This is a genomic window from Sphingobacterium suaedae, from assembly GCF_042684625.1.
Lineage (GTDB): Bacteria > Bacteroidota > Bacteroidia > Sphingobacteriales > Sphingobacteriaceae > Sphingobacterium > Sphingobacterium suaedae.
Window position 1 is genome coordinate 338387 of sequence record NZ_JBHULR010000003.1, and the last position, 24712, is coordinate 363098.

Genomic DNA, 24712 nt, shown 5'->3' on the forward strand with positions numbered 1-24712 from the left:
AAGGTTATAAGGTTAACCTTTGCCTGTATAGAATGGGGCTTATCCCCACATATTTTTTAAAATATTTCCCGAACGTGCTTTGATCGGGAAAATTGAGCGCGTCCGCAACCTCTGAAATACTAAGTCTGTTATCTTGTAATAATATCTTCGCTTCAAGAATTACAACATGTTGTATCCATTCACTTGCGGGCATTCCTGTTTCTGATGAGACCGTCTGACTAAGGTGCTTAGGATGAACATATAACAGATTTGCATAGAATGATACGGCTCTGCTTTTCTTATAGTAGGCGAAAACTGCTTCCCTAAATTTGGTAACCAACAACTTTGTATGACCAATGTTTGGAGGGTTTTTTAAGTACAAATGACCAATTTCATTGATCATACTGTAAACAATTCCACGCACAACTTCCTTGTGAAAGTGAGATTTTGAAGATTCTCTTGATTTTAAAACAGCAAACATTTGCTTGAATATTGTGAAATCTTCTTGTCCTAAGTTTATTACATAGCCGCCATTGTTAGCGAAAAGTGCAAAAGCATGGAGAATATTGGACTCTATCAATTTCTCTTGAAGAAATTCTTCGGAAAACAATAGCGACTCCATCTCGCAAGGCGTGTCTGTGGTAACCCAACGTTTGATCGATGAAGTCCCCGTAAAGATTATAGCGGGACCAGAAACGTAATGTTCGGTTAGGTCGGTATAAAATCTAATTTCACCTTGTTGTATAAGTCCGATGCCATAATAGTGTGAACGATAAGGTTCTGTGGGATAATATTCCACTTTGTTGGTTGGCATATAAATGTAATTGCCATCCGATCCTAACTCAGAAAATGCTTTCTGCAGTAGCTCTAATGTCATCCACTTAATATTGCCCATGTATAAAGTAAGGTTTATCGGTAAAAGCAGAACATGGTACACATACCAAACGATAGCGACTTTGCCTTCACATTTTTGAAGCCCGCTTTTTTTAGTATACCCACAAACTGTTTTCTATCAGGAAAATGCCTCACGGATTTTTGCAGGTAACTATATGCTTTATCCTCTCCGGTAATGATCTTACCCAAAACAGGGACGAAACGATGAAAATAAAGTTCATGAAAAAGTTTAATGGCAAGGTTTTTCGGCTCTGACAATTCCAATATTACGCCAATGCCTCCAGGTTTTAAAACGCGATACATATTGCTCAATCCTCGTTCTAGGTTTTCAAAATTGCGAACTCCGAACGTACAGGAAACAGCATCAAAAGTATTTACTTCGAATTGAAGATTCTCTGCATCCGCAATAGCAAAATCCACATTGTCCGAGTTTGAAATTTCACTTTTCTTCCGCGAAGCCTGTTTAATCATTTTTGAAGAAAAATCAACTCCAATCACATCCGATGTCGGCATGAGCCGTGCCAACTGGAATGCGAAATCTCCTGTTCCTGTTGCTATATCCAACAACCTGTTTGGCTGATGTTTCTTGATACATATTGCTGCTTTACGGCGCCAGGTCTTGTCGATCCCTAGCGTCATAAGCCTGTTCAAAAAGTCATATCGAAAAGCGATCCTGTCAAACATATGTTCTACTTGAAGTCCTTTTGACCGATTTTTTTCTGGATATGGTACAATAGCTTGATTAGTTTTATTCATAGGGAAGTATTTTTTTCGTTATCCATGGTAATTGTTTTGCTATCGCGAGCTTATGCAATAGGGGGAAAGAACAGAAAGCATCGTAGAAACGAAATCCCGCTTTGCCTCCTCGCCGGTATACTGCTTGAAAAGCACATTATGAGATATCCAGAAATCGCCCACGATAAATAAGTTTTTTATCAGCTGTCTCTCCACCTGATCCCCCAGCCGAGTCAAAATCCCCTGCTCTTGAAGGCTTCGTAACCACGTTTTAAATTGGTTCTCGCGCTTCATAATCAATTGACTGTAGTCATTTTTTATTTCCGGTATCCAGATACTGATCTCGACAAAATGGATAAAAAAGAAACGGAACTTGTCTTCCTGCTCGTATATAAGTTCTAATGTCGGGGTTAGATCTTCAAGACGTTCCATTGGAAGTCCCTGAACCTTATCGACAATCCCGTCATACCACTCGATAAGCTCCCGGAAAAGTGCAATCACAATATCTTCGGTATGCTTAAAGTGGTAATGAAGATTACCCGGACTTATAGCCATAGAACTCGCTATGTGTCTCGTCGTCGTATTTCGGATTCCATTTTCATTGAAAAGATTCCGCGCGGCATCCAATATCTTATCGCTGGTTTTCATAACACAAAAATAGAACAATTGTTCTATTTTTTCAAAAAAACACTTACTTTTACCTCTTGGAAATAAGAACTCGTTAACAGAGCAGCTTTGATCCATGAGCAAATTAAATAGTTATGACAGAAATTTATCACTTAAACTGCGTCAAAATCGTCTCTCCCTATGCTGATAATGTTTGCGGACATTGCCTGCTTTTGAAGCAAAAGGATCGGATGGTGCTGATCGATACCGGCATCGGTCTTCTTGACAGCCAGCTGCCCGAACAAAGGATAGGGCACGAACTTGTGGAAATAACGGGATATCGATTTGATGAAAGTCAAACCGCTGTTAGGCAAATTGAACGTCTGGGGTTAAACCCCGAGCATGTGGGCGATTGCATCATTTCCCATTTGGACAACGACCATATCGGTGGACTTGCCGATTTTCCCCATGCGACGGTACATGTCGGCAGGGAGGAATATGAGCATTATATGTCGGGGAGTCCGAGATACCTAAAAATACCGTTGCAGCATAACCCGGACATCAAGACGTACGAGCCATCAGATAGGCTGTGGTTCGGCCTCGAAGCAAGAAAAGTAGCTACTGCATTAGACGTAGAAATGTTATTAATACCGCTTCCCGGACATACGTTTGGCCATTGCGGAATCGCTATAAAAAACGGTGACAAATGGCTGTTTTATGTAGCAGATGCCTATTATCTACGGGAAGAATTATCGGACATGGATCACCCTGTCCACGAACTCGCTGAGATGAGGGCAGACGATAACAAGCTACGGATCGACACCCTGGAGAAAATCCGTAGGTTGATGCAAGACCATCCGGAAATAGAAATTTTCGGATACCATGACATTAGCGAATTCGAATACTATAACTCAAAGTAACAGATTCAAATAACCGAACAACATGATGGCGATAAAAAATAGTACAAAAGCTGATATTGACGAGATTTTCAGGCTTTATAAGATTGCGACAGACTTTCAAAAAACGAGGTTTACGGTTCATTGGCCGGAGTTCGAGCATGGATTGGTGGAAAAAGAGATCGACGAGAAACGGCAATGGAAACTGGAGATCGATGGCAGGATTGCCTGTGTCTGGGCGACAACGTTCGATGATCCACAGATATGGGAAGAGCGGAATGCAGACCCTGCGGTTTACATTCACAGGATAGCTACCAATCCTGATTTTCGAGGACAAAACTTGGTAGCCGAAATTGTCAAATGGGCAAGAACCTACGCCAGCGACCACGATAAAGCGTACATAAGGATGGATACGGTGGGAGATAATACCAAACTGATTAACTATTATGGAAAATGTGGATTCGAATACCTTGGTCCTTTAAAGTTAAGCAATACTAAGGGGCTTCCTGCGCACTATGATAATGCAACCGTCAGTTTGTTTGAAATCAGATTAAAATGATAATATGGCAGCATCCGTAATCACCACAATAAAAACACTGTTTGAGCGTGATCTCAACAAACTGAAACAAGAAATAGAAACTTATCGCGATGAACTCAATATTTGGCATATAGAAGGGAACATAGCAAACTCTGCGGGAAACCTCTGCCTACACTTGATAGGTAATTTGAATACGTATGTTGGCGCTCAAATTGGCAAAACCGGTTATGTACGTAACCGTCCCGAGGAATTCGCATTGAAAGATATCCCCCGTGCAGAATTGATAAAACAGATTGATGGCACTATCGGAGTGGTCAGCGAGGCACTGGACAGATTAACCGAAAAAAATCTCGACGAGGAATATCCTATGCTTGTATTTGAAAAGAAAACAACTTATGCATTCTTTTTGGTTCATCTTACCACACATTTGGCTTACCATCTGGGACAGATAAACTACCATAGGAGGCTGATCGATCGGATATAAAAACGGGTAAAAAAATATTAGAACATTTGTTCTAATATTTTAAATAGTGTACTTTTGCCATAAATTATTGTTGTTATGGCAAAGAAATCAGGAAGTTGGTTATCAAGAAACCTATACGAAATACGGGAAACTTTATTCACCCCGGATCCCAATGACTCTTCTTTTAAAAAGAAGCAGAAAGCTGTTGGTTGGTATATGTTCTTAATCTTAATGGTATGTGGAGGCTTAGCTATGCTCATCGCAGTTTCTTTCGTGCACTAATATACCTGCTGGACGACAATTATTTCCAATTTTATTGTATCAGCTGGTTTTTAATCCGCTTTACAAGAACTTCGGGGCATCCCATTCCGGTCCTCAATAACTGGTTGACGGATTTTGTATTCGTACCGCTAATTCTCCACGTAGCGCAATCGGTAGGTCTATGTATACTGGGGGCCTCCAAACCATACCGCTATCCCTTATTTCAAATCCTCCTGATCCCGGTTTTAACCGCTTATATCTTTGAGTACATCATGCCACGGATCACGCATTACCATACGGCAGATCTCTGGGATGTTGTCAGCTATTTTGCGGGTGGCCTTTTTTATCGCTATATCCATCAGAATTATTCGATAAAAAAATATGGTTAAGCACAGGCTATTGAAATAATAAACTTTACTTCATTGAGTTCACCTATTAAAAAACATCAACCCATCTCGGGTATACTATTTCCGTGATAATTTCTAAAATCCTATCTTTGTCAAAAAGAAATTCTTGAAGCGTTTTTGCTTTAAGTCCTGTACTGAAACTTAGGAACTTTCAATGCAACCGGGACGACAAGTGGAGAACGCTCATGCTATGGCGTGGGCGCACTTATCGGTTGCCGGTTTCCTAAGACCTCAGTACTATAAGTCGTTGCCTACGCTTTTTGTGAGACGGCGACATGGTGATTAAATTTTTATTCTTCGTAATATGGAAGCCGCGAGATATTTTCCTCAATTGGACCGTTCTGCATCGGAAATATTCAAATATATAAACGTTTTGAATGATTTCACATTGCTACTCCACAATGGAGACATTATAAAGTTTAATGCCACCAATGAGACCGAGTTTTGTAAATGGCTAGATGATAACGGTATCGAAAACATAAGAAAAGAAAAAGGTTGGTTTTTAGAATTAAAAATCCAATAAACTCTTGATATTGCTGCCATCAATTAAGACATCTATTACTACCGATAATAGCCGTTACCTAAATACCCATTTCAACCTTTACAATAATCATTTTTTTCAGAGTATCAATTCGAAATCATCAATCATTTTCAGGTATGGGCTAACTAAGTAGCTTTGGTGTGTCAACAAAAGCTTATGGTTCAACTATACTAATAGCCGATGGGTGATTCTAACAATCATACATATGGAGACAATAAATCATAAGGCGATCATTATTACCGGAGGACCGGGGATGGGAAAAACCTCGATTATCGAGACGCTATCCGAAATGGGGTATTCTTGCGTAAAAGAATCTGGTCGACACATCATTCAAGAACAACTTCAAAAAGGTGGAACTAGTCTTCCATGGGCTGACAAAAAAGGATTTGCGTACGAAATGCTAAAAATGGGTAAACGAGATTACAAAGACGCCCTATGTTCAAATTCGCTTGTATTCTTTGACCGTGCCATCCCCGATGTAATAGGCTACCTCAAATTATGCAATCTCCCTATCCATAAGAACGTTTGGGAGTCTGCTCGGTGTAACCGATATCACAAGACTGTATTTATAACGCCTCCTTGGAAAGAAATCTATTTGAATGATGCAGAGAGAAAGCAGTCTTTCGAGGAGGCAATTGCCACATATGAGATGATGTTTCAGGTTTATACCGATTTAAATTACGCTGTTGTAGAAATACCGCGAACAACTGTCGAAAAAAGAATTGACTTTATCTTTCGCATTTTGAAAGCAAATGATTTTCAATTTTAAAAATACCGTTCGGAAAATATGGTCGATCTGACAGGAGAAGTCTGTATCCCAACTACATCATCGGCGACGATGCCTTTTCGGACTTGTTGTAGTCCATATGAATATTATCCAAACACCAAAAGCTACTGCAAAGCCGGGCCATGGATTCTTCATGCTCAGAGCAGCGAAGTATCCGAATGTTGCAATGATACATGTGATAAAAAACCAAATTACAGTTCTCATGATTAATCAAATTTAATTATTAAATTACTGCACGGGATATCACATATCCCATGCAGCATTACCGTCTCTATGCGGCCACATCTTCCGATGTAGCCTTATCTGCAAATTTCTTCCTGATTTTTGCTTCCACTTTTTTAAGTTGCACAATAACCCTCCGCTGTACGTCATCCACAATCTTCCAGTCCTTTGCAATGTAAATATCTGTTGTACGGTTGCCCTCGTCAACGTGATTGAGTGCAAGAGCCACATCGTCTTTGCTCATACGACAATCATTCCTCGCCGTGTTTGCAAATGTGTGTCTCGCCCAATACAAAGTTAGTTCGGGTATGCCTGTCAATTTGCGTAATTGCTCCATGCCTTTACATAATGCCCAATTAAGGGCATCGGCACTTGAATAGCGTTCACGTAATTTGCCTAAATATTTTTCGAATAAAGGCTTGGCGTCATCGACAATGCTAATACTGATAAAGGCATGGTCCTTGCGCTTACCTTGTGTCTTGGATCGGTTATAGTCTAAACGTCCGTTTCTAACGTCCCGTTCTGTTATTTGATACAAGTCTACCGCATTTATGCCACAGAGGTAGAACGAAAGCATATAAAGCTCCTTTGCCAATTCCGCACGGCTTCCGGGTTTCGTGACACAATCCCGAATAGTCAATACCTGTTCAAGTGTATTGTTTCTTTTTTTTGTTAGGGGTGGGGAGCCAACTTTATATTTCTTGAACGGATAATGCTTGATGCGGTAAATGCCGAGGTCTTCATTATTATAATGATCCCTTGCAGCATTGAATAATGTTCGCAGGTCACGCATTTGGTTATGTAGACCGCTATCAGACAATCCTTTTTCTTTCGTGGTTACCTCATGTCCTAACTGGTTGATCCGTGTCATTGTCCTTTCTGACCGCAGATAGCGCTCATAAGCCATCAACATATTGGAATTTATCTCTTTGATGGAAACGGACGAACGGTTGAAATAATCGACCAGACTGTTACGGATTTTCCGGTGATTGTTGGCCGTTCCTGTTCGCTTTTCTTTTTTTAGACGTTCGATATGCTGATCGCAAAACTTGATAAAATCGACATCTTCATCTTTGTCCCGTAGGTAATCGCGTAGGGATTCAGCGGTGAAATAATCCAGTCGATCGTCGAGTTCGCTGATGATCTTTCGATAATCTCTTAACTGTTGCTCGACCTTATCGGCGATAAACGGGTCTTTGACCTTGTTATCCTTGGTCAACTGTTTTCTGACAACGTAGTGTACCGTGTCAATAAACTTTCTTTCACTTTTGTGATGGACGCAGATTTTTACATTATACGTTCCATCGGCTTTCTTGTGGTGCTCATAAACCTTTGCGCTTACGGTTGCCATAATTTTTTCAATTGCCACACAAAAGTTCCGTTACCTATTTGTTACGGTTTTGTGTGAAGTTCAACAAAAAACTATGTAAAACACACTGTTTCGGGGAATCCGTTACAGCATAGGGCACATGCTCCTAAAGTGCCCTAATAAACGCAAAAAGCCATTTTTCGTAAAGAAAAACGGCTTTTTTTGAAAGTGCGCCCACCTGGGCTCGAACCAGGGACCAAAAGATTATGAGTCTTCTACTCTAACCGACTGAGCTATAGGCGCGGTTTATTTTATTGATCAAAACAGTAACATTGTTCTGTTTTGACGATGCAATTATCGATATTTGTGCCGAGAAAACAAAATTTTCGATGCAAAAAATTAAAAATATTATTCTCGACTATGGCAATGTAATCTTCATGATCGATTTTCATCGCGTACGTCAAGCTTTTATTTCCTTGGGTATCAAAAATGTAGATATTTTTTTTGGGCATCGTGTACAAGACGCCCTATTTGATGGTTTTGATAGGGGAGATATCAGTGAAAATGAATTTAGAGAAGAAATTCGTCAACGGTCAGGAAATTTCGCATTGACAGATGGCGAAATTGATGAGGCATGGAACACCTTATTGATTGGTGTACCACCGGGAAAACATGAAACGTTGGTATATCTCAAAAACAAATATCGTTGTTTTTTGTTAAGCAACAACAATGCAATTCATTATCGATATTGTATGCAACATCTTCAAGACGTTCATAATGTGGCTGATAATTCGGTTTTTTTTGAACAGACATTTTATTCACATTTAGTTGGTTTACGAAAACCCGAAAGAGCTATTTTTGAGGAAGTAATAAATCAAACAGGACTCTTACCTGAAGAGACTTTGTTTATCGATGACAGCCCACAGCATTTGAAAACTGCAGTGGCACTGGGTTTTCAAACTGCACTTTGTACATTGGACGAACCATTGGAGAGCTTGATTCGGAAGTTTGACTTATAGAAATTAAGCCTTACATAAAAAAGGAAAATAAATTTGATTAACTCAGTTTTTAAAATTACTTTTGCAAACACAAAATAAAAAGGGCACGAAAGGAGGTATATAAAAGCACATGATTATCGTAAATGTAAAAGAAGGAGAATCTTTAGATAGAGCATTAAAACGCTTCAAGAAGAAATTTGAAAAGACTGGTGTTTTACGCGAACTACGTTCACGTCAAGCATACGAGAAAAGATCAGTAACTCGTCGTACCCAAATTAAGAAAGCAATCTATAAACAATCGTTAAATCAAGAGACGGTTTAATATTGTTACTCCATAAAAAAAGGGCTAAATATTTTAGCCCTTTTTTTATGGAGTATTAGCCATAGTTGCATCTATGCACAAAGTCAATGACGAAGATGCTGTCATCTATTAGTTTGATGTTATGTATACGTGTTCAACCCTGCTTGGTACAGAAAAAAAAAGTTCGCTACGACCTCCTTATGGCTATTGACCATCGGGGATGGCGAATCTTTAAAGATCCAACGAACACAGAAAAAGTTGTTTTACCTTTCGCACAGACTCACTCAAAATTACAAAAAGATCCCATCGCTATTATGTTTATCTCGCTGATACAGTTCGTCTATCATTTCTGCAATAATTTGATTATTTAATCCAGCTCGAATATCGGCTATCTACAGTTTCTCCGTCCAAGTCGCGTTGTAGTTTCGTTGGACGGTTCCGATTTTTTACAATGCTCGCGAGAATACACAGATTGTTATGTCAAACAATTGACATAACAAGTCTGACGAATATGCCCACCAAAAAGACAAACTTCGACCTTATTCCATAATATCAGCGAAAAAACTGTTATATTTAAAATTTAATCCTTGCGTATGAAGTCTATTATCTCAGCCCAACAACTCTTAACGTTGCGTGGCCAAAACGCGCTAACACTAATTGACGCTACCTCGGGTCCGACAGGTCGGGATAAGTATAAACTAGAACATCTTACAGGTGCTATCCACATTGACCTAGAGCAGGATCTTTCAGCGATCTATGATGCGAAAGTAGGAGGTCGGCATCCTTTGCCCTCGCCGGCTCAATTCTCTGGAGTGTTAGGCCGTTTGGGCATAACAGAGGAATCGTTAGTCGTAATATACGATCGGGCTGCGGGCACAAATGCTGCGGCTCGTTTTTGGTGGATGCTACGAAGTGCCGGACACCAAGCCACATATGTGCTAGACGGCGGTTTCCAAGCGGGCAAAAGAGCAGGCTTTTCTATAGCCAAAGGCTTCGAAGTCCCCAAATCCGTTGTCCCCTATTATTTTTCCGAATGGCAATTGCCCTTGATATCTATGCAACAAGTAGAAGGGCTTATAGAAGATCCGGACTCATTAATTATAGACGTACGGGAAGCTTACCGCTATTTAGGCGAGTCTGAACCCATTGACTTACAGGCTGGCCATGTACCCACCGCGGTTAACATTCCATTGGCGAATAACTTAGAACAAAATGGCCTATTTAAATCTCCAACTGCGTTACGGGCATTTTATCAACCAATCTTATGCAATCGAGAGAGGCAAAAAATTGCCGTATATTGCGGATCGGGTGTAACAGCTTGTCATACACTGCTAGCTTTGGATTATGCCGGATAACGTTACCTCATCTTTATGTGGGGTCCTGGAGCGAATGGTCCCGAAACGATAAACCAATTGCAACACTTAGCCAATGAGGCGATTTTTTAGAAACTTATTTAACAGGAAGGAACGTGAATCTTTTCTTTTGGACATAGAAGATCCAATAGGTGCGTTTTGGTCATGGTTTGAACAAAATGAACACGCGTTTTTTTTAGCCGTTCAAACACAACGTGAGGTAGAGCAACGATTTATAAATGTTATTACATCCCAGTTACAGAATATTAATCCACACATATTTACGCTAGTGGGTATGATCGGTCCATACACGGCAGAATTAGTACTCACGCCGGATGGTCATATTCCGACGGTCCCGCTTGTGGAAGAACTGGTTGAGAAGGCTCCGAAATTAAATAACTGGAAATTTACAGCGTTAAAGCCCGCTTTTGATTTTGGAACAGAAGGTTTATCGATCCATGGTTACCATTTCAGCATCGAGAATTTGTTTTTTACAACCCATGAAGATCCGTACTATCCAGATTTAATCAGCATATCGGTCATTCATCCTGGACTTACATCACAAAATAGAGAAGAAATCGTTTCTGGCATTTTTTTGTTCCTTGACAGTTATCTTGGAGAATACGATTTAATAACCAAGGTGGATCAGATCGAAATAGTCGAGCCGGAGGCAGTGAAGGGCGAGCGTATTCCTATTTCGAAACTGAAGAACTACCTACTGTGGCGCGAGAAAGAATTTGTTGAACGATACGAAAGTAGTAAGCGTCAAACCGAAAACGATCAGTACAGTGCCTTAGAAGGTGTCCTGCAAAATGGAAAGCTTTTACTCGCTGTTATGAATATGGATTTGTTACAATGGGACCAGAAACCGTCACATTCATGGATTATGCGTGTAGAAGTGTACTATGAAGGGGATAGCCAGAATGGCTTACCAAACAAACGGGACTTTCAAGAAATGAATATCTTAGAGGAAGAGATTTTAGGCCGACTTACAGATAAAAATGGATATTTGTATATCGGCAGGCAAACAGGAGATGGGTTACGCGAGATTTATTTTGCATGTAAAGAGTTCCGGACACCGGCCAAAGTCTTGATGTTAATTAAACAAGCATACAAAGGCCGACTGAATATGGATATTTTTATATTTAAAGATAAGTATTGGCAGGCTTTACAACATTTGGTACCGAATTAATTCTGCTATGTACGCCCGAAATCTACTCGTTAGCTGATAAAACCTTTGACATACTGCTTAGTTAACTCATGTTGTGGATTTAACAATACATCTTCAGTCCGTCCAAATTCTACGATTTCTCCGGCATAAACGAAGATAATATAATCGGAAACTCGCCGAGCCTGTCGGAGAATATGCGTCACTAATACAATAGTGTAGTCTGACTTCAGGTCGATCAATAAATTCTCGATGGTCTGCGTAGAAATTGGATCTAGGGCAGAAGTAGACTCATCTCCTAAAATAATCTCCGGCTTTACTGCTAAGCCACGTGCTAGACACAAACGTTGTTGTTGTCCAATCGACAAACGTGTGGCCGACGCATCTAAGCGATCCTTGACTTCTTCCCAGAGACCAACATTCCGTAGCTGTGTTTCCACTATTTGTTTTAAGACTTTTTTATCACGTTCACCATGAATACGTGGACCATATGCTACATTATCAAAAATAGACATCGGTAATGGAAATGGCTTTTGGGAGAGTAGCCCCATCTTTTTCCGAATATGTGTAATCTCTGCGTCTTTAGCATAAATATCTTCTCCGTTCACCAAAACGGATCCGGTGATTTCTACCCCTTTTGAATCGTCCACCAGTCTGTTCAATGTCTTTAATAATGTTGTCTTTCCACATCCGGAAGGACCGATAATGGATGTGACAGAATTATTAGGAATGGAAAGGTTAACATTTTTTAATATACGCTTACCTTCGATCGTGACGTTCAGGTCTTTAATCTGTATATGTGGCGTAGATACGGCGATCAAATCTTGTGTTTCTGCTGTTTGGATGCTAGTAGATGCGTGCATATAACGATGATTAAAATAATAAATGTTAAAATAAGAGCAGACGCGTACGCGCGGCCCTGAACTTCAGGTATAGGACTGCTCAGTTGAAAAAATATAGCTAAAGGCAATGTAGCCGACGGCTCATCAATATACTTTGGTAAATTATCACTGAAACCTGTCGTCAACAGTACTCCTGCAACGTCACCAATGGCTCTGCCAAAGGCCAGGAGAATCGCTGTAAAGATGCCCGGCTTGATATAACGGATAAACACCTGAGCTGTTTCCCATCGGGTAGCACCCAACGAATACGTCACGTTTTTTAAATCCGCAGGTACTGTTTTTAACAGTTCGTCTACGGTACGGACAACGATCGGAATGGTCAACAATGTAATCGTGATAATACCACCCAATAAAGACGCACGAATGCCCATCCAAACCATTATACTGAACGCTATAGCACCATATACTATAGAGGGAATGCCAAACAACACATCGAATAAAAGTTTGCTAGATCGTTCTATAAAAGAATTCTGTTTGACGTACATATTCAGATAAATCGAAATCGGCACACCGGTAAGGGTTGCCAGTCCAGTAGATACGGTGGCAAGGTATAGCGAACCTAATATGGCGTTCAATATGCCGCCGTCTTTTCCGATATAGAAACCGCCTTTTGGCGTTTGACTTACCATTTCCCAAGTAAGATGAGGTAATCCTTTATACAGAATGGTGCCAATAATAAAGAAAAGGGATCCGGTAATGGTTATCCCAGAAATTTGCATGGCAATTTTCGCGATCTTCTCTTTTAATAATCGTTGCTTTACATTACTCATGAAGCTTTTTCCTCCAATTTGTTTAAGATAAGACGAGAAATAAGATTAAATCCAAAAATGATAACGAACAACAACAGAGCGGCAAACATAAGTGCCGAATCATAGAGCGGAATGGACATCATTTCTCCAAAGTTGTTAGCGATTAAAGCCGGTAAGGGATAACCGGCGTCAAAAAATGATTTTGGAATTTGGGGAATATTGCCACAAACCATCAAGACCGCGACCGTTTCTCCAAATGCACGGGACACCCCTAAGACAACCGCCGCCAGAAGCCCAGGTTTAGCTTTCGTTAAAATAACCTTCACGATAGTTTCCCATTTTGTGGCACCCAATGAAAGAGATGCGTTCTTTAATTCCTGAGGTATCGTATGAAGTACTTCAACCATAATGCTTATCATGATTGGAAAAATCATGACAGCAAGTACCACTCCACCAGCAAAAACCGTGTACCCTGTGGTATCCACCCCAAAAATCGGAGCCACAAATTGGCTTAAAACAGGAACTACAAATAAGACGCCCCAAACGCCATAGAGTACCGGAGGTATTGCTGCAAGAACATTTACGAGAGGGAGTACCATGTTGCGTAAAGCATCGCTAGCATATTCTACCAAGTAGACAGAAGCTAACACACACAAAGGCACGGCGATGATCAACGATATCAGTGTTACCCATATTGTCCCCATAATAAACGGAAGGAAGCCAAAACTACCCTTTAAAGGAGACCAAATGCTTTCTGTCAAAATTCTGCCCAAGTTTTCAGCTTGCATCAGAGGAACGGATTTAGCCGTTAAGCCTACTAAAATAAGAACGATTATGATAATCGAACTTATCAACAGTATAGCAAAACTATTTTCAGCCAATTTATCTTTTACCAATCTCCAATTCATGTTACAATTTATTAAGCTCCCGCTGTTTTAATTCCTCATTTAACGGGACGTACCCGTTTTGCAAAAGGTAACCCTGTTGATCCTTATCCAAAACAAAGCGGATAAATGCTTTGAGGAGTTTAGTCTGTTTATCTGAACGGACAACAAAGGTTAAATCACGTGCCGGTGGAGAGGGATACCGATTCGTAGCAACAGCCGAGGTCAATGAATCCAAATGATCATAAAAATTTTCATCGCCGCTAATGCGCCCGTCTTTATCAATATCAATAGGAACGACAGCTATCCCCTCAGAAGTAGTTTTAGTTTTAAGGTCAAAAACATAATTAATGTTATTAAAACCTATTGCCAACGGCTTATCTTTAACCGCTTGAGCTAAACCTGGATCACCAAAGATGCCAATTCCTTTTAATCCCTCTTGACGTTCTCCAAGATACTTTGCCCATGTTTCTGCCGCTCCGGCAGCGTCCGAACGGACATAAACTTCGATCGGTTCTTTAACGAAACGAGCGTCAATATCGCTCCAAAACTTATATTTTTTCTCTACAAATATACCCTTTAGTTCCTTCTGCGTTAGCCCTCTTTCTTTTAACAGAAGGTAGTTCGGATGTTGTTTATTGAAGGTTCCAACTACCGCATCTTTAGCCACGTGTACCGGGAAGGCACCTTTTTCAATTTCTTGTCGATGAAGATCTCGTGATACAAGACCAATATCTACCATATTTGAGAGTACGTCGGAAATACCTTTTCCAGCACCGCCAGCGGAAATATTGAAACGTACATTGGGGTGTATTTTTTTAAAATCTTCTCCCCACAGAACCGCAATTGGATACAATGCAAAAGCACCAGAAATGGAAATATTGCCGGTATAACCTTTTTTTTCATCATACCCTTCTTTCACTTTAGGCGCACAAGCTGATGCCAATAGTAAAACCACTATACTGTAAATTAAATAATTACGTTTGCTCACAAAATCTTCTTTTCAATAACGCGGAAAAAATATTTTACAAATATATACTAAATTGGTAGATTTTGTATGATTAGTAGATAAATATTTTATAACTTTGTCATCAAGTTATTGAAAAGAACTCAGTAATGACTACTGATAATTGTCAAAATCTTAAAGAGAAGAGAAAGTAACATGCAGAGTTTTCGTACAGAATTGGAAAATCCAGTAGTAGAGCAAGAGATCATCGAACTGGAAAAAAAGATTAGAGCTTTTCAGGGTGGAGAAATACCAGAAGAGAAATTTAGGTCGTTACGGTTGGCCAGAGGTGTATATGGGCAGCGCCAGCCTGGCGTGCAAATGGTTCGTATTAAACTTCCTTTTGGTCGTATTTCTTTCAAACAGATATTAAAAATTGCTGACATTTCGGATGAATATGCCAGTAAAAATCTACATTTGACCACTCGGCAAGATATTCAAATCCATTATGTTAGTCTAAACAAAACACCGGAGGTATGGGCTAAGCTTGCGGAGAACGATATGACGTTACGTGAAGCCTGCGGCAATACCGTTCGAAACGTAACAGCTTCACCGACAGCAGGAATAGATCCTGATGAACCTTTTGATGTGTCTCCCTATGCACAAAGTACGTTTGCGTATCTACTTCGCAATCCGTTCTGTGCGGAAATGGGCCGAAAATTCAAAATTTCCTATTCGTCGAGTGATAAGGATACCGCGTTTTCTTATATCCACGATTTCGGTTTTATTCCCAAAATACGTGAGATTGATGGGGTTGAGACAAGAGGTTTTAAGGTAATGTTGGGCGGAGGGCTCGGATCACAGCCTCTGTTGGCTTATGAAATATTTGATTTTTTACCAGAAGATGAAGTGTTGCCTTACGTGGAGGCTACGTTAAGGGTTTTCGATCGTTATGGTGAACGTAACAACAGGAACAAAGCTCGCTTTAAATATTTAGTCCAAAAGTTTGGATTGGAAGAGGTACTTCGTCTAATAGAGGAAGAGCGGATAGCAACAAAGATCAAATCTTTTAAAATCGACCGAAATGTCGTGCCGGAACCAACGCTGCCCACAGTACCTATAGAAACTAGTGCTCCGGTCGATCCATTATCCTACGAAATATGGAGGGCGACAAATGTCTTTGAACAAAAGCAAAAAGGGTATTTCGGCGTTTATGTAAAAGTGTTGACTGGAGATATTCCTACTGAAAAAGCACGTCTTTTAATTGCTGGAGTTCGCGATCATATTGCGGATGATATCCGAATAACGCAAGACCAAAATCTATTGTTTAAATTTGTACGTGAAGAGTCATTACCGCACGTTTTCAACGTGCTGTCCTCATTAGGCTTTGCCAAAGCCGGACATAATAGCACGGCAGATGTAACAACATGCCCAGGAACGGATACGTGTAATTTAGGTATTTCAAATTCCACGGAAATGGCTCGTGTATTGGAAAAATACATTCATGAATTTCATCAGGATTTTGTTTTCGAACGGGATTTGAAAATTAAAATTTCAGGTTGTATGAATTCCTGTGGCCAGCATGGACTTGCGCATATCGGCTTTCATGGTAGTTCCGTAAAAGCGGAGGGTAGGGTGGTTCCCGCAGCTCAGGTTATGCTGGCAGGAGGTACCATTGGCGATGGTAAGGGTCGGGTCGCTGAACGTGTTATTAAGGTGCCAACAAAACGCGTTATACAAGTAGTGGATCTATTACTGACAGATTTTAAAACAAATGCTCAGGAGAAAGAAAACTTTCATGCTTATTACGATCGGCAAACGAAAGATTATTTTTATCGCTTGTTAAAACCATTAGCAGACTTGACAAATTTATCATCTGACGAGTTTATTGACTGGGGACATGAGGAGAGCTTCGCCACAGCGATCGGCGTGGGCGAGTGTGCTGGAGTGATCATCGACTTGGTAGCTACCTTACTATTTGAGTCAGAAGAGAAAATTGACCTGGCAAAATCCGCTCTTGAACAAGCATATTATGCAGATGCTATTTATCATGCATATAGCTGTTTTGTCGGCACAGCGAAAGCGCTACTGCTCGATAAAGGAATCAATGCCAGTTCCCAAATAGCAGTCATCAATGAGTTTGACACGCACTATATTCAAACAGGGATTTTTGACTTGCCTACGTCGTTTTCAGAGCGGGTTCTTCAGATCAACAAATTTGAGCCCTCAAAAGAGTTTGCGGAGACTTACTTGATACAAGCGACAGCATTTCATCAGGAAAGTGCAATGCGTCGTGAGGATTTGCGGGTTATTAGTTAAATTTACAGGGAAGGAGAGAGGATGCAAAATAAACCATTTATTACACTCGTTGGGGCTGGCCCTGGTGATCCTGATTTAATCACATTGAAAGGCATTAAGGCCATTCGTGAAGCCGATGTTGTTTTATACGATGCGCTTGTGAATGAAGAGCTGTTGCAATATACCAAGCCGACATGCACCAAAATATATGTCGGAAAACGAGCGGAACGTATTTCGACTTCTCAAAATTACATCAATAAGTTGCTCGTGGACTATGCATTAACACATGGCCACGTTGTTCGTCTGAAAGGCGGAGATCCGTTTGTATTTGGACGGGGAGGAGAAGAACTTGACTACGTCAGGCAATTTAATATTCCAACAGCAGTCGTTCCAGGTATATCCTCGTCGGTAGGATTGACAGGACTTCAGCAAATACCTTTGACATACCGTGGCATTAGCGAAAGTTTTTGGGTGATTACCGGGGCAACTTCTGATGGTCGTCTGTCGGACGATCTCTTCGCCGCTGTAGAAACAAATGCAACCGTCATTATTTTAATGGGCTATGCAAAACTTCCCCAAATTGTCGATCTTTATAAACGTCATAGGAAAGGTAATTTACCCATTGCACTTATTCAAAACGGTTCCCTTCCTAATGAACGGATTGCGTTAGGCCGCATCGATACAATTTTAGAAGAAGCCGAAAAAAATTTAGTCGGCGTTCCGGCAATCATTGTGTTAGGCGATGTAGTAGCGAAACATCGGGGTTTTGAACAGATTAAAAAGGAAATTCAAATACTCGTGGGTGAATGAATGAATTGTTCCCGATATACGTAAAATTAGCAGAAATTCAAACGCTTTTAGTCGGCGGAGGCCCCGTTGCGTTGGAAAAATTGCAGGCAATAGTCGCAAACTCCCCGTACGCAAAGGTGCATATCGTCGCAGAGCAGGTGGACGAAGAAGTACGTACCTTTGTCGATGGTAAACAGACGCTCCATATTTCCGAACGGAAGTTCGAAGACACGGATGTAGAGCAAGTAGACCTTATCGTTCTAGCGACGAATAATGACACGATAAACGAATACATTCGATCGCTGGCGTCTCAGCGGCACATTCTATTGAACGTCGCGGATAAGCCGGCGTTGTGTGATTTTTATCTCGGATCGGTGGTCCGAAAGGGAAATCTTAAAATCGGCATTTCTACGAATGGGAAATCACCGACAATAGCCAAAAGAATAAAGGAGTTCCTTGAGGAGTTGCTTCCAGAGGAAATTGATGAAACATTAGAGTTGATGGCCCAATTAAGAAATGGACTGAAAGGTGATTTTCAGAAGAAAATACAAATATTGAATGCCCACACAAAGGAGATTTTAGAGAAGAAAAACATATGATAGCGCAAATTAGTCATGATATCGGCGGCCTAGAGGCAGTAGATATCATCCGCTATATCCAACAAAAATTCGGTAAAAAGGCTGTGTTTTCGACTTCATTTGGGATTGAAGACCAAGTGCTTACCCATTTAATTGCAGAGGCGGAAAGTGACGCTTCCATTTTTACCTTAGAGACAGGGAGACTGTTTCCCGAGACATATTATGTTTGGAATAGGACGCTTGAAAAATATAAGCTGTCGATTCAAGCCTATTATCCCGATACACGGGCTGTCGAAGAACTCGTTTCAAAAAAAGGTCCCTCCAGCTTTTATGATTCTGTAGATAATCGAAAAGAATGTTGCTACATTCGGAAAATTGAGCCATTGCACCGTGCTATAAAAGGATACAAAATATGGATTACTGGAATTAGAGCAGAACAATCGATGAATCGAGAGGGCATGGAAATGGTTGAATGGGACGACGCTAATCAAATTATCAAGATTCATCCTTTGTTTCATTGGACGCTTGTAGAGATCGAACAGTTTATAAAAAGCAATGGGATTCCATATAATCCTTTGCATGATAAAGGCTTTCCGAGTATTGGCTGTCAGCCATGTACCCGGTCTGTTCAGCCAGGAGAGGATTTCCGAGCAGGACGCTGGTGGTGGGAAGATAAGAGTAAAAAAGAATGTGGTTTACATGTTACAACGAAATAAAGAGAGAGAATGGATTATTTAGATCATTTAGAAGCAGAAGCTATATACATCTTGCGAGAGGTTGCCGGTCAATTTGAAAACCCAGCACTTTTGTTTTCAGGCGGGAAGGATTCCATCACACTGGTACATTTGGCAAAGAAGGCGTTCCGTCCAGGTAAGTTCCCTTTTCCACTCGTACATATCGATACCGGACATAATTTTCCCGAAACGATTACCTTCCGCGATCAGCTAATTGAACAGCTTGGTGAGAAACTTGTAGTAGGCTTGGTCCAGGATAGCATTGATGAGGGAAAAGCAATAGAACAAACGGGCAAAAATGCTAGTCGAAATGCGCTACAAACGGTTACGTTGTTGGACACGATTGAAAAATATGGTTTTGATGCCTGTATTGGCGGTGCGCGACGAGACGAAGAGAAGGCTCGGGCAAAAGAACGTATTTTCTCTGTGCGTGACGAATTCGGTCAGTGGGATCCTAAGCGGCAGCGCCCCGAATTATGGAATATCTTCAATGGAAAAATCCATAAAGGTGAAAACGTACGCATTTTTCCAATCTCAAATTGGACCGAGCTCGATGTCTGGAACTACATTAAACGTGAGCAAATAGCGTTACCTTCCATCTACTTCAGTCACGAGCGAGATGTCGTCCTCAGAAATGGACAGTGGATGGCTGCTGCCCCGTTCTTGCATATAGATAGCGACGATTTAGTTCAACATAAATCTGTTAGATTCAGAACCGTAGGTGATATGACATGTACGGCTGCTGTAGATTCAACTGCGGTTAAATTGGATGATATTATAGCAGAAATTAAGGTATCGACGGTCAGTGAAAGAGGCGCAAGGATGGATGATAAGGTCTCGGAAGCCGCAATGGAAGAGCGCAAGAAACAGGGATATTTTTAAAAACAACGGAGACACCTTAGATAAGGACATAACATATTTATGAATATATTAAAATTTATCACGGCAGGATCAGTAGATGATGGGAAGAGCACGCTCATAGGTCGGTTACTATACGATACCAACTCCATCTTGGATGATCAGCTGGAAGCTATAAAAAAAGCCAACAGAAAAAATAACGATGGAACGGTCGACTTGGCCATCTTAACAGACGGACTTAAAGCAGAGCGGGAGCAAGGAATCACCATTGATGTGGCTTACAAGTATTTTCAAACCGAACGTAGAAAATTTATAATCGCTGATGCCCCGGGCCATATTCAGTACACACGAAATATGGTCACAGGAGCGTCAAACTCCGAACTGATAATCATCTTGATAGACGCGCGAAAGGGAGTGATCGAACAAACAAAACGCCATTCTTTCCTTGCGAAGTTACTTTCACTAAAAAAAGTACTTGTTTGTGTCAATAAAATGGATATGGTCGAATTCGAACAGGCTGTGTTTGAAAACATAAAATCGGATTATCTCGCGTTAGCCGATCGGCTTGGTCTCACAGATGTAGACTTTATTCCAGTTTCTGCGTTAAAAGGAGATAATATCGTTCGTAGATCAGATCGAATGACGTGGTACAAAGGTCAATCGTTGCTAGATTATTTAGAAGCAGTCGAGCTGGAAGATAAAAACGAGCACCCTTGGCGCTTTCCTGTACAATGGGTGGTTAGACCCCAGACGGATGATTTGCACGACTATAGAGGTTACGCCGGTCGGGTAATTGGGCAGGGCCTACGAGTGGGCGAACAAGTATTAGTGTTGCCAAGTGGTATAAAAAGTGTTGTAGATCGTATCGAGTTCGCGGAGGCACATTTGGAAGAAGCGATCGACGGTCAATCCGTTATCGTTCATCTGTCCGACGATGTAGATATATCGCGGGGTGATATTCTAGTTTCGGCATCAAATCCCGCGCTTGCAGAACGTCAATTTGAAGCCAACGTATGTTGGTTTGATAATAAGCCGCTCGATCTTTCCCAGGTATATCTGCTGCAAAATCATACTGCAGTTACGAAGGTCAAGGTGTCCGAGTTCTTATATAAATTTGATGTAAATACACAAGAGAAAATCTTTGGTGAACATCTGCAATTAAATGATATTGGGAAAGTCCAAATAAAAGCTGCCGCAAATGTCGTATTCGACCGACACTGTGATTTTCCTGAAAATTCTCAAGCTATTCTAATAGATCCAAGAACAAATCTTACTGTTGGCGCTATTATGATCGAAGATCTGATGTAAAGAACAGTTTGACAAAGGGAGCACGCCAATTGGCGTGCTTTTTTTTGTTGCTAATTTATGAGAAAAGGGGAAGCATGAATTCTTTTATTTAACATAATATAAATTATAATTCAATGATTACTTGACTTGCATCAGTACGACTTAGCTGTGTAGCTTTATAGAAAAATATCGTTGTTCTGAAAAAATACAGCTTTAATACCGCGTGCATGCCCAAATATTCGAGATAAATTGATACATTCGCAACATAAGTCTATGTCTAAACCAAATTTGTTATAAAATGTCGCTTAACTTTAGAAGTTTCATTAAGTATGTGGAGGAACGCAATCCAAACGAGCCAGAATTTCTTCAAGCTGTCGCTGAGGTCACGGAAGATCTAATTCCTTATATTAATGAAAGGCATCCAAGCTGGAACGGGTTAAAAATTTTGGAACGTATGGTTGAACCCGAACGTGTCGTTTCTTTTCGTGTAACTTGGCTAAATGATAAAAACGAGGTCCAGATTAACCGCGGCTATCGTGTGCAAATGAATAGTGCAATCGGCCCTTATAAAGGCGGGCTCCGCTTCTCTCCTACAGTAAATTTAAGTATTCTAAAGTTTCTTGCTTTTGAACAAGTCTTCAAAAACAGCTTGACGGGAATACCTTTGGGTGGCGGCAAAGGTGGTTCTGACTTCGATCCTAAAGGCAAGTCTGATATGGAAATCATGCGCTTTTGCCAAAGTTTTATGACAGAATTATATCGCCATATCGGTGCAGAAACTGATGTGCCCGCGGGCGATATCGGCGTTGGAGAGCGTGAAGTTGGGTATATGTTTGGACAATATAAACGCATACAAAACAATTTTACAGGCGTGTTGACTGGAAAAGGTAAGAACTGGGGAGGTTCATACATACGGCCAGAAGCTACCGGGTACGGCCTCCTATACTTTGTACAGTGCATTTTTGAGAATAATGATACAGAAATGGCGGGAAAAACAATTGCAATTTCTGGGGCGGGAAATGTTGCTTACTATGCCGCAGAGAAAGCAATTCATCTAGGCGCTAAGGTGATTACCCTGTCCAATAGCACAGGCACGTTGCATGATCCTGACGGATTTACACTCGAAAAACTCTCTTATGTTACGGGGTTAGGTCGCGAACTCGCAAAGTATCCGAAGCAATACAAAGCAGCCGTGTTTTATCCGGAGAAAAAGCCCTGGCAGTTTAAATGTGACATCGCTCTTCCCTGTGCAACGCAGAATGAACTGAACGAGGAAGATGCAAAATCGCTGGTAAAACATGGTTGTACGTGTGTCGCAGAAGGTGCGAATATGCCTTCGACCGCTGGGGCCATAAAAGTGTTCCATAAAGCAAGGATACATTTTGCACCTGGTAAAGCGGCCAACGCCGGAGGCGTAGCTGTCTCAGGCCTGGAAATGTCACAGAATTCAATCGGCCAGCAGTGGCAACCGGAGAAGGTTGATAGCCGGTTAAAGAGTATTATGGAGAATATACATAAAACCTGTCTTAAATATGGAAAGGAAGACGATGGTTACATTAACTATTTGAAAGGTGCTAATATCGGAGGATTCATAAAGGTAGCTTCCGCGATGAAGGCTCAAGGATTAGTTTAATTAGTATTTTTGATGTAAATTCGGAGGCTCCGCTTATCATTGGGGCCTCTCTTTTTTGTCTAATTTATTTATAGAGTATGCGTGTAGTAGCTGAGCTTCCTCATTCCGAATGTAAGATTACAATTTTTTCCATGAACCAAAAGTTCATCGTGAAGTTTGAACAGGGAACGTTAGAACAATCGTTTAAACTTAACGAAACTGACGTGGTTGACGGTGTGAATGGCGTGTTTGAAATCCTCGACGATCTATTTATCGGTGAAGTTATCGAGACTTTTATGATTATGCGTAAATCCTTTTTAGAAGCCTACAATCGCTTCAACTAAATAGTTATATAAACTACTTAAAATACTGTCTTATATGGTGTTAAAATGAACTATGAAGCGATTCAGAATTAAATTTGGACGTTTTTCTATAGTTGTAGCGATTTTTAGGAAATCATTACATGATATAAGAAACATAAAAATATGATAATCAATGAATTATTATTCCTTTAAGAATTTTATTTGGTCAATAATTCGAATAGCTTTTGCACACCCTCCGTCGCAAGGGAACAAATCCTTGTTATACGAGCAGAAAGATTAAAGTCGTCTGCATGAGTATCGATCAAGTATAGTTGACAAGACTGGGAGACCTCGTGGATTAGATTTGCGGCTGGATATACCTGCAAGGAAGTTCCGATAACTACAAAAACATCTGCCTCTCGTGTGAGTTGAATAGCCCAATTTAAATTAGGTACTGCTTCACCAAACCAAACCACGTTCGGTCTTAGTTGAGATCCGAGCTCACACATATCTCCTATTATAATTTCATCTGTTTGCATCTCGTAAACAAAGCGCGGGTTCAAAGAAGATTGCGCTTTGTTGATTTCGCCGTGCAAATGCAATACATTTGAACTTCCGGCACGTTCATGGAGATCATCTATATTTTGCGTGATAATCGTAACACGATAATTCTCCTCCAGCTTCTTTAACAGATAGTGCGCCGTGTTGGGCTGTGCTAAGAGGCATTGTTTACGCCGTAAGTTATAGAACTTTAATACGCGCTCGGGATCTATTTTCCAAGCTTGAGGAGTTGCGACATCTTCGATACGATATCCCTCCCAAAGTCCATCCGCGCCTCTAAATGTCTTTATCCCACTTTCAGCAGAAACGCCCGCTCCAGTGAATACCACTAATTGTTTCATATGTGTACCGTTGTTCTAGACAAGTAAGGATTCCAAAAAAAAGCCAAATCATCGTAAAATGATTTGGCCAATGTATAAATAACACAAACTAGAATCGTATTTACTTCACAAAATAGCGATGCTCGATTACCGTGACATCATCTTCCACCTTCTCCGCCTCTAACGCACCTTTTACGGGACACTTTCCTGTGATTCCCCTTGCGACGAGAGCACCACCTAGCGTCAGGCCGGAGAGTGCTCCTAGAGGATGTCTTACAAGGCGCTTCGCACTAAATCCTAAAATAAATCCTCCTGCAATAACAGACAACAATCGCTCCGAGTTAGAGATTTCGCCTTGTTCACAAGCTTCGTCAATTTTATCTTTGACTTTTTCTACCGCTAGTTCTATAATTCCCATAACGTTACTTTTAACAT

The 24712-nt window shown here is 40.8% G+C and carries 27 protein-coding genes and 1 tRNA gene; 17 read left to right on the forward strand and 11 right to left on the reverse strand.

Annotated features, from left to right (window positions below; translation table 11 throughout):
• Positions 1 to 4: 4 nt before the first annotated feature.
• Genes ACFSR5_RS04850 through ACFSR5_RS04860 form a run of 3 tightly spaced genes read right to left on the reverse strand, consistent with a single transcriptional unit; the run spans position 5 to position 2256 of the window.
• Entirely contained in the window at positions 5 to 874 is an 870-nt protein-coding gene (locus tag ACFSR5_RS04850; protein ID WP_380901280.1) for a helix-turn-helix domain-containing protein, read from the reverse strand.
• 14 nt (positions 875 to 888) lie between these two features.
• Positions 889 to 1629 (reverse strand): bifunctional demethylmenaquinone methyltransferase/2-methoxy-6-polyprenyl-1,4-benzoquinol methylase UbiE, encoded by a 741-nt coding sequence (ubiE, locus tag ACFSR5_RS04855; protein ID WP_380901282.1) that lies wholly within the window; start codon positions 1627 to 1629, stop codon positions 889 to 891.
• A 39-nt stretch (positions 1630 to 1668) separates the two neighbouring features.
• Positions 1669 to 2256, reverse strand: a complete 588-nt coding sequence (locus tag ACFSR5_RS04860; protein WP_380901284.1) for a TetR/AcrR family transcriptional regulator — start codon at positions 2254 to 2256, stop codon at positions 1669 to 1671.
• A 113-nt stretch (positions 2257 to 2369) separates the two neighbouring features.
• Here ACFSR5_RS04860 and ACFSR5_RS04865 point away from each other — a divergent pair, with 113 nt between their 5' ends.
• From ACFSR5_RS04865 to ACFSR5_RS04885, 5 genes are all read left to right on the forward strand, one after another.
• Positions 2370 to 3134, forward strand: a complete 765-nt coding sequence (locus tag ACFSR5_RS04865; protein WP_380901286.1) for an MBL fold metallo-hydrolase — start codon at positions 2370 to 2372, stop codon at positions 3132 to 3134.
• Positions 3135 to 3156: 22 nt separating this feature from the next.
• Positions 3157 to 3669 carry a GNAT family N-acetyltransferase gene (locus ACFSR5_RS04870; RefSeq protein ID WP_380901288.1) on the forward strand — a complete coding sequence of 171 codons (513 nt, stop codon included), beginning with the start codon at positions 3157 to 3159 and terminating at the stop codon, positions 3667 to 3669.
• A gap of 4 nt (positions 3670 to 3673) precedes the next feature.
• Positions 3674 to 4132: a DinB family protein gene (locus ACFSR5_RS04875; RefSeq protein ID WP_380901290.1), complete on the forward strand. Its 459-nt coding sequence runs from the start codon at positions 3674 to 3676 to the stop codon at positions 4130 to 4132.
• Between the two features lie 215 nt (positions 4133 to 4347).
• Positions 4348 to 4761 (forward strand): hypothetical protein, encoded by a 414-nt coding sequence (locus ACFSR5_RS04880; RefSeq protein WP_380901292.1) that lies wholly within the window; start codon positions 4348 to 4350, stop codon positions 4759 to 4761.
• Positions 4762 to 5525: 764 nt separating this feature from the next.
• The gene (locus tag ACFSR5_RS04885; protein WP_380901294.1) at positions 5526 to 6089 is read left to right on the forward strand and encodes an AAA family ATPase; all 564 of its coding nucleotides are present in this window, start codon (positions 5526 to 5528) and stop codon (positions 6087 to 6089) included.
• Between the two features lie 289 nt (positions 6090 to 6378).
• On the opposite strand, the gene ACFSR5_RS04890 is transcribed toward ACFSR5_RS04885, so the two are convergent.
• A complete protein-coding gene (locus ACFSR5_RS04890) occupies positions 6379 to 7680 on the reverse strand; it encodes a phage integrase SAM-like domain-containing protein (protein ID WP_380901296.1) in 1302 nt (433 codons plus the stop codon).
• 187 nt (positions 7681 to 7867) lie between these two features.
• Positions 7868 to 7941: transfer RNA gene (locus ACFSR5_RS04895), tRNA-Ile, on the reverse strand.
• Positions 7942 to 8027: 86 nt separating this feature from the next.
• Between ACFSR5_RS04895 and ACFSR5_RS04900 the strand changes: the two genes are divergently transcribed.
• The 4 genes from ACFSR5_RS04900 (at position 8028) to ACFSR5_RS04915 (ending at position 11481) form a co-directional block, all read left to right on the forward strand.
• Positions 8028 to 8657 (forward strand): HAD family hydrolase, encoded by a 630-nt coding sequence (locus ACFSR5_RS04900; protein WP_380901298.1) that lies wholly within the window; start codon positions 8028 to 8030, stop codon positions 8655 to 8657.
• Between the two features lie 109 nt (positions 8658 to 8766).
• Positions 8767 to 8958: a 30S ribosomal protein S21 gene (rpsU, locus tag ACFSR5_RS04905; protein WP_380901300.1), complete on the forward strand. Its 192-nt coding sequence runs from the start codon at positions 8767 to 8769 to the stop codon at positions 8956 to 8958.
• Positions 8959 to 9530: 572 nt separating this feature from the next.
• A complete protein-coding gene (locus ACFSR5_RS04910) occupies positions 9531 to 10292 on the forward strand; it encodes a sulfurtransferase (protein ID WP_380901302.1) in 762 nt (253 codons plus the stop codon).
• 73 nt (positions 10293 to 10365) lie between these two features.
• Positions 10366 to 11481 (forward strand): DUF695 domain-containing protein, encoded by a 1116-nt coding sequence (locus ACFSR5_RS04915; protein ID WP_380901304.1) that lies wholly within the window; start codon positions 10366 to 10368, stop codon positions 11479 to 11481.
• 29 nt (positions 11482 to 11510) lie between these two features.
• Here ACFSR5_RS04915 and ACFSR5_RS04920 read toward each other — a convergent pair whose 3' ends face one another.
• The 4 genes from ACFSR5_RS04920 to ACFSR5_RS04935 are packed head-to-tail and all read right to left on the reverse strand — an operon-like array spanning position 11511 to position 14983.
• Positions 11511 to 12320, reverse strand: coding sequence for a phosphate ABC transporter ATP-binding protein (locus tag ACFSR5_RS04920; RefSeq protein ID WP_380901306.1), 810 nt, complete (start codon positions 12318 to 12320; stop codon positions 11511 to 11513).
• Complete coding sequence (locus ACFSR5_RS04925) at positions 12275 to 13129, reverse strand: PstA family ABC transporter permease (RefSeq protein ID WP_380901308.1); 855 nt, start codon at positions 13127 to 13129, stop codon at positions 12275 to 12277. Before ACFSR5_RS04925 ends, ACFSR5_RS04920 begins: the two co-directional genes overlap by 46 nt.
• Positions 13126 to 14004: a phosphate ABC transporter permease subunit PstC gene (gene pstC, locus ACFSR5_RS04930; protein ID WP_380901309.1), complete on the reverse strand. Its 879-nt coding sequence runs from the start codon at positions 14002 to 14004 to the stop codon at positions 13126 to 13128. Before pstC ends, ACFSR5_RS04925 begins: the two co-directional genes overlap by 4 nt.
• Before the next feature lie 13 nt (positions 14005 to 14017).
• Complete coding sequence (locus tag ACFSR5_RS04935) at positions 14018 to 14983, reverse strand: PstS family phosphate ABC transporter substrate-binding protein (RefSeq protein ID WP_380901311.1); 966 nt, start codon at positions 14981 to 14983, stop codon at positions 14018 to 14020.
• Between the two features lie 171 nt (positions 14984 to 15154).
• Here ACFSR5_RS04935 and ACFSR5_RS04940 point away from each other — a divergent pair, with 171 nt between their 5' ends.
• From ACFSR5_RS04940 to ACFSR5_RS04975, 8 genes are all read left to right on the forward strand, one after another.
• On the forward strand, positions 15155 to 17257 hold the full coding sequence (locus ACFSR5_RS04940) for a nitrite reductase (protein ID WP_380901313.1): 2103 nt from the start codon (positions 15155 to 15157) through the stop codon (positions 17255 to 17257).
• A gap of 21 nt (positions 17258 to 17278) precedes the next feature.
• Complete coding sequence (gene cobA, locus ACFSR5_RS04945; RefSeq protein WP_380901315.1) at positions 17279 to 18046, forward strand: uroporphyrinogen-III C-methyltransferase; 768 nt, start codon at positions 17279 to 17281, stop codon at positions 18044 to 18046.
• Complete coding sequence (locus ACFSR5_RS04950) at positions 18043 to 18624, forward strand: precorrin-2 dehydrogenase/sirohydrochlorin ferrochelatase family protein (RefSeq protein ID WP_380901317.1); 582 nt, start codon at positions 18043 to 18045, stop codon at positions 18622 to 18624. Before cobA ends, ACFSR5_RS04950 begins: the two co-directional genes overlap by 4 nt.
• Positions 18621 to 19319 (forward strand): phosphoadenylyl-sulfate reductase, encoded by a 699-nt coding sequence (locus ACFSR5_RS04955; protein ID WP_380901319.1) that lies wholly within the window; start codon positions 18621 to 18623, stop codon positions 19317 to 19319. The genes ACFSR5_RS04950 and ACFSR5_RS04955 overlap by 4 nt, the downstream gene beginning before the upstream one ends.
• Before the next feature lie 9 nt (positions 19320 to 19328).
• Positions 19329 to 20219: a sulfate adenylyltransferase subunit CysD gene (gene cysD, locus ACFSR5_RS04960; protein WP_380901321.1), complete on the forward strand. Its 891-nt coding sequence runs from the start codon at positions 19329 to 19331 to the stop codon at positions 20217 to 20219.
• A gap of 39 nt (positions 20220 to 20258) precedes the next feature.
• The gene (locus ACFSR5_RS04965) at positions 20259 to 21503 is read left to right on the forward strand and encodes a sulfate adenylyltransferase subunit 1 (protein ID WP_380901323.1); all 1245 of its coding nucleotides are present in this window, start codon (positions 20259 to 20261) and stop codon (positions 21501 to 21503) included.
• Positions 21504 to 21780: 277 nt separating this feature from the next.
• Positions 21781 to 23115, forward strand: a complete 1335-nt coding sequence (gene gdhA, locus ACFSR5_RS04970) for an NADP-specific glutamate dehydrogenase (protein ID WP_380901325.1) — start codon at positions 21781 to 21783, stop codon at positions 23113 to 23115.
• 131 nt (positions 23116 to 23246) lie between these two features.
• Complete coding sequence (locus ACFSR5_RS04975; protein ID WP_380901327.1) at positions 23247 to 23438, forward strand: hypothetical protein; 192 nt, start codon at positions 23247 to 23249, stop codon at positions 23436 to 23438.
• Between the two features lie 176 nt (positions 23439 to 23614).
• Here the strand turns inward: ACFSR5_RS04975 and ACFSR5_RS04980 are convergent, their stop codons facing one another.
• Positions 23615 to 24298 carry an SIR2 family NAD-dependent protein deacylase gene (locus ACFSR5_RS04980; RefSeq protein ID WP_380901329.1) on the reverse strand — a complete coding sequence of 228 codons (684 nt, stop codon included), beginning with the start codon at positions 24296 to 24298 and terminating at the stop codon, positions 23615 to 23617.
• A 100-nt stretch (positions 24299 to 24398) separates the two neighbouring features.
• Complete coding sequence (locus ACFSR5_RS04985) at positions 24399 to 24695, reverse strand: YgaP family membrane protein (RefSeq protein WP_380901331.1); 297 nt, start codon at positions 24693 to 24695, stop codon at positions 24399 to 24401.
• Positions 24696 to 24712: the final 17 nt, after the last annotated feature.

Excerpts from the sequence above, each read along its gene's own strand:
- ACFSR5_RS04950 (WP_380901317.1), top strand. The coding sequence starts at position 18,043 with ATGAATGAATTGTTCCCGATATACGTAAAATTAGCAGAAATTCAAACG.
- ACFSR5_RS04920 (WP_380901306.1), bottom strand. The coding sequence starts at position 12,320 with ATGCACGCATCTACTAGCATCCAAACAGCAGAAACACAAGATTTGATC.
- ACFSR5_RS04850 (WP_380901280.1), bottom strand. The coding sequence starts at position 874 with ATGGGCAATATTAAGTGGATGACATTAGAGCTACTGCAGAAAGCATTT.
- ACFSR5_RS04910 (WP_380901302.1), top strand. The coding sequence starts at position 9,531 with ATGAAGTCTATTATCTCAGCCCAACAACTCTTAACGTTGCGTGGCCAA.
- ACFSR5_RS04985 (WP_380901331.1), bottom strand. The coding sequence starts at position 24,695 with ATGGGAATTATAGAACTAGCGGTAGAAAAAGTCAAAGATAAAATTGAC.
- gdhA (WP_380901325.1), top strand. The coding sequence starts at position 21,781 with ATGTCGCTTAACTTTAGAAGTTTCATTAAGTATGTGGAGGAACGCAAT.
- cysD (WP_380901321.1), top strand. The coding sequence starts at position 19,329 with ATGGATTATTTAGATCATTTAGAAGCAGAAGCTATATACATCTTGCGA.
- rpsU (WP_380901300.1), top strand. The coding sequence starts at position 8,767 with ATGATTATCGTAAATGTAAAAGAAGGAGAATCTTTAGATAGAGCATTA.
- ACFSR5_RS04865 (WP_380901286.1), top strand. The coding sequence starts at position 2,370 with ATGACAGAAATTTATCACTTAAACTGCGTCAAAATCGTCTCTCCCTAT.
- ACFSR5_RS04955 (WP_380901319.1), top strand. The coding sequence starts at position 18,621 with ATGATAGCGCAAATTAGTCATGATATCGGCGGCCTAGAGGCAGTAGAT.
- ACFSR5_RS04940 (WP_380901313.1), top strand. The coding sequence starts at position 15,155 with ATGCAGAGTTTTCGTACAGAATTGGAAAATCCAGTAGTAGAGCAAGAG.
- ACFSR5_RS04890 (WP_380901296.1), bottom strand. The coding sequence starts at position 7,680 with ATGGCAACCGTAAGCGCAAAGGTTTATGAGCACCACAAGAAAGCCGAT.
- ACFSR5_RS04860 (WP_380901284.1), bottom strand. The coding sequence starts at position 2,256 with ATGAAAACCAGCGATAAGATATTGGATGCCGCGCGGAATCTTTTCAAT.
- ACFSR5_RS04900 (WP_380901298.1), top strand. The coding sequence starts at position 8,028 with ATGCAAAAAATTAAAAATATTATTCTCGACTATGGCAATGTAATCTTC.
- ACFSR5_RS04885 (WP_380901294.1), top strand. The coding sequence starts at position 5,526 with ATGGAGACAATAAATCATAAGGCGATCATTATTACCGGAGGACCGGGG.
- ACFSR5_RS04875 (WP_380901290.1), top strand. The coding sequence starts at position 3,674 with ATGGCAGCATCCGTAATCACCACAATAAAAACACTGTTTGAGCGTGAT.
- cobA (WP_380901315.1), top strand. The coding sequence starts at position 17,279 with ATGCAAAATAAACCATTTATTACACTCGTTGGGGCTGGCCCTGGTGAT.
- ACFSR5_RS04925 (WP_380901308.1), bottom strand. The coding sequence starts at position 13,129 with ATGAGTAATGTAAAGCAACGATTATTAAAAGAGAAGATCGCGAAAATT.
- ACFSR5_RS04965 (WP_380901323.1), top strand. The coding sequence starts at position 20,259 with ATGAATATATTAAAATTTATCACGGCAGGATCAGTAGATGATGGGAAG.
- ubiE (WP_380901282.1), bottom strand. The coding sequence starts at position 1,629 with ATGAATAAAACTAATCAAGCTATTGTACCATATCCAGAAAAAAATCGG.
- ACFSR5_RS04915 (WP_380901304.1), top strand. The coding sequence starts at position 10,366 with ATGAGGCGATTTTTTAGAAACTTATTTAACAGGAAGGAACGTGAATCT.
- ACFSR5_RS04975 (WP_380901327.1), top strand. The coding sequence starts at position 23,247 with ATGAACCAAAAGTTCATCGTGAAGTTTGAACAGGGAACGTTAGAACAA.
- ACFSR5_RS04880 (WP_380901292.1), top strand. The coding sequence starts at position 4,348 with ATGTGGAGGCTTAGCTATGCTCATCGCAGTTTCTTTCGTGCACTAATA.
- ACFSR5_RS04980 (WP_380901329.1), bottom strand. The coding sequence starts at position 24,298 with ATGAAACAATTAGTGGTATTCACTGGAGCGGGCGTTTCTGCTGAAAGT.
- ACFSR5_RS04870 (WP_380901288.1), top strand. The coding sequence starts at position 3,157 with ATGATGGCGATAAAAAATAGTACAAAAGCTGATATTGACGAGATTTTC.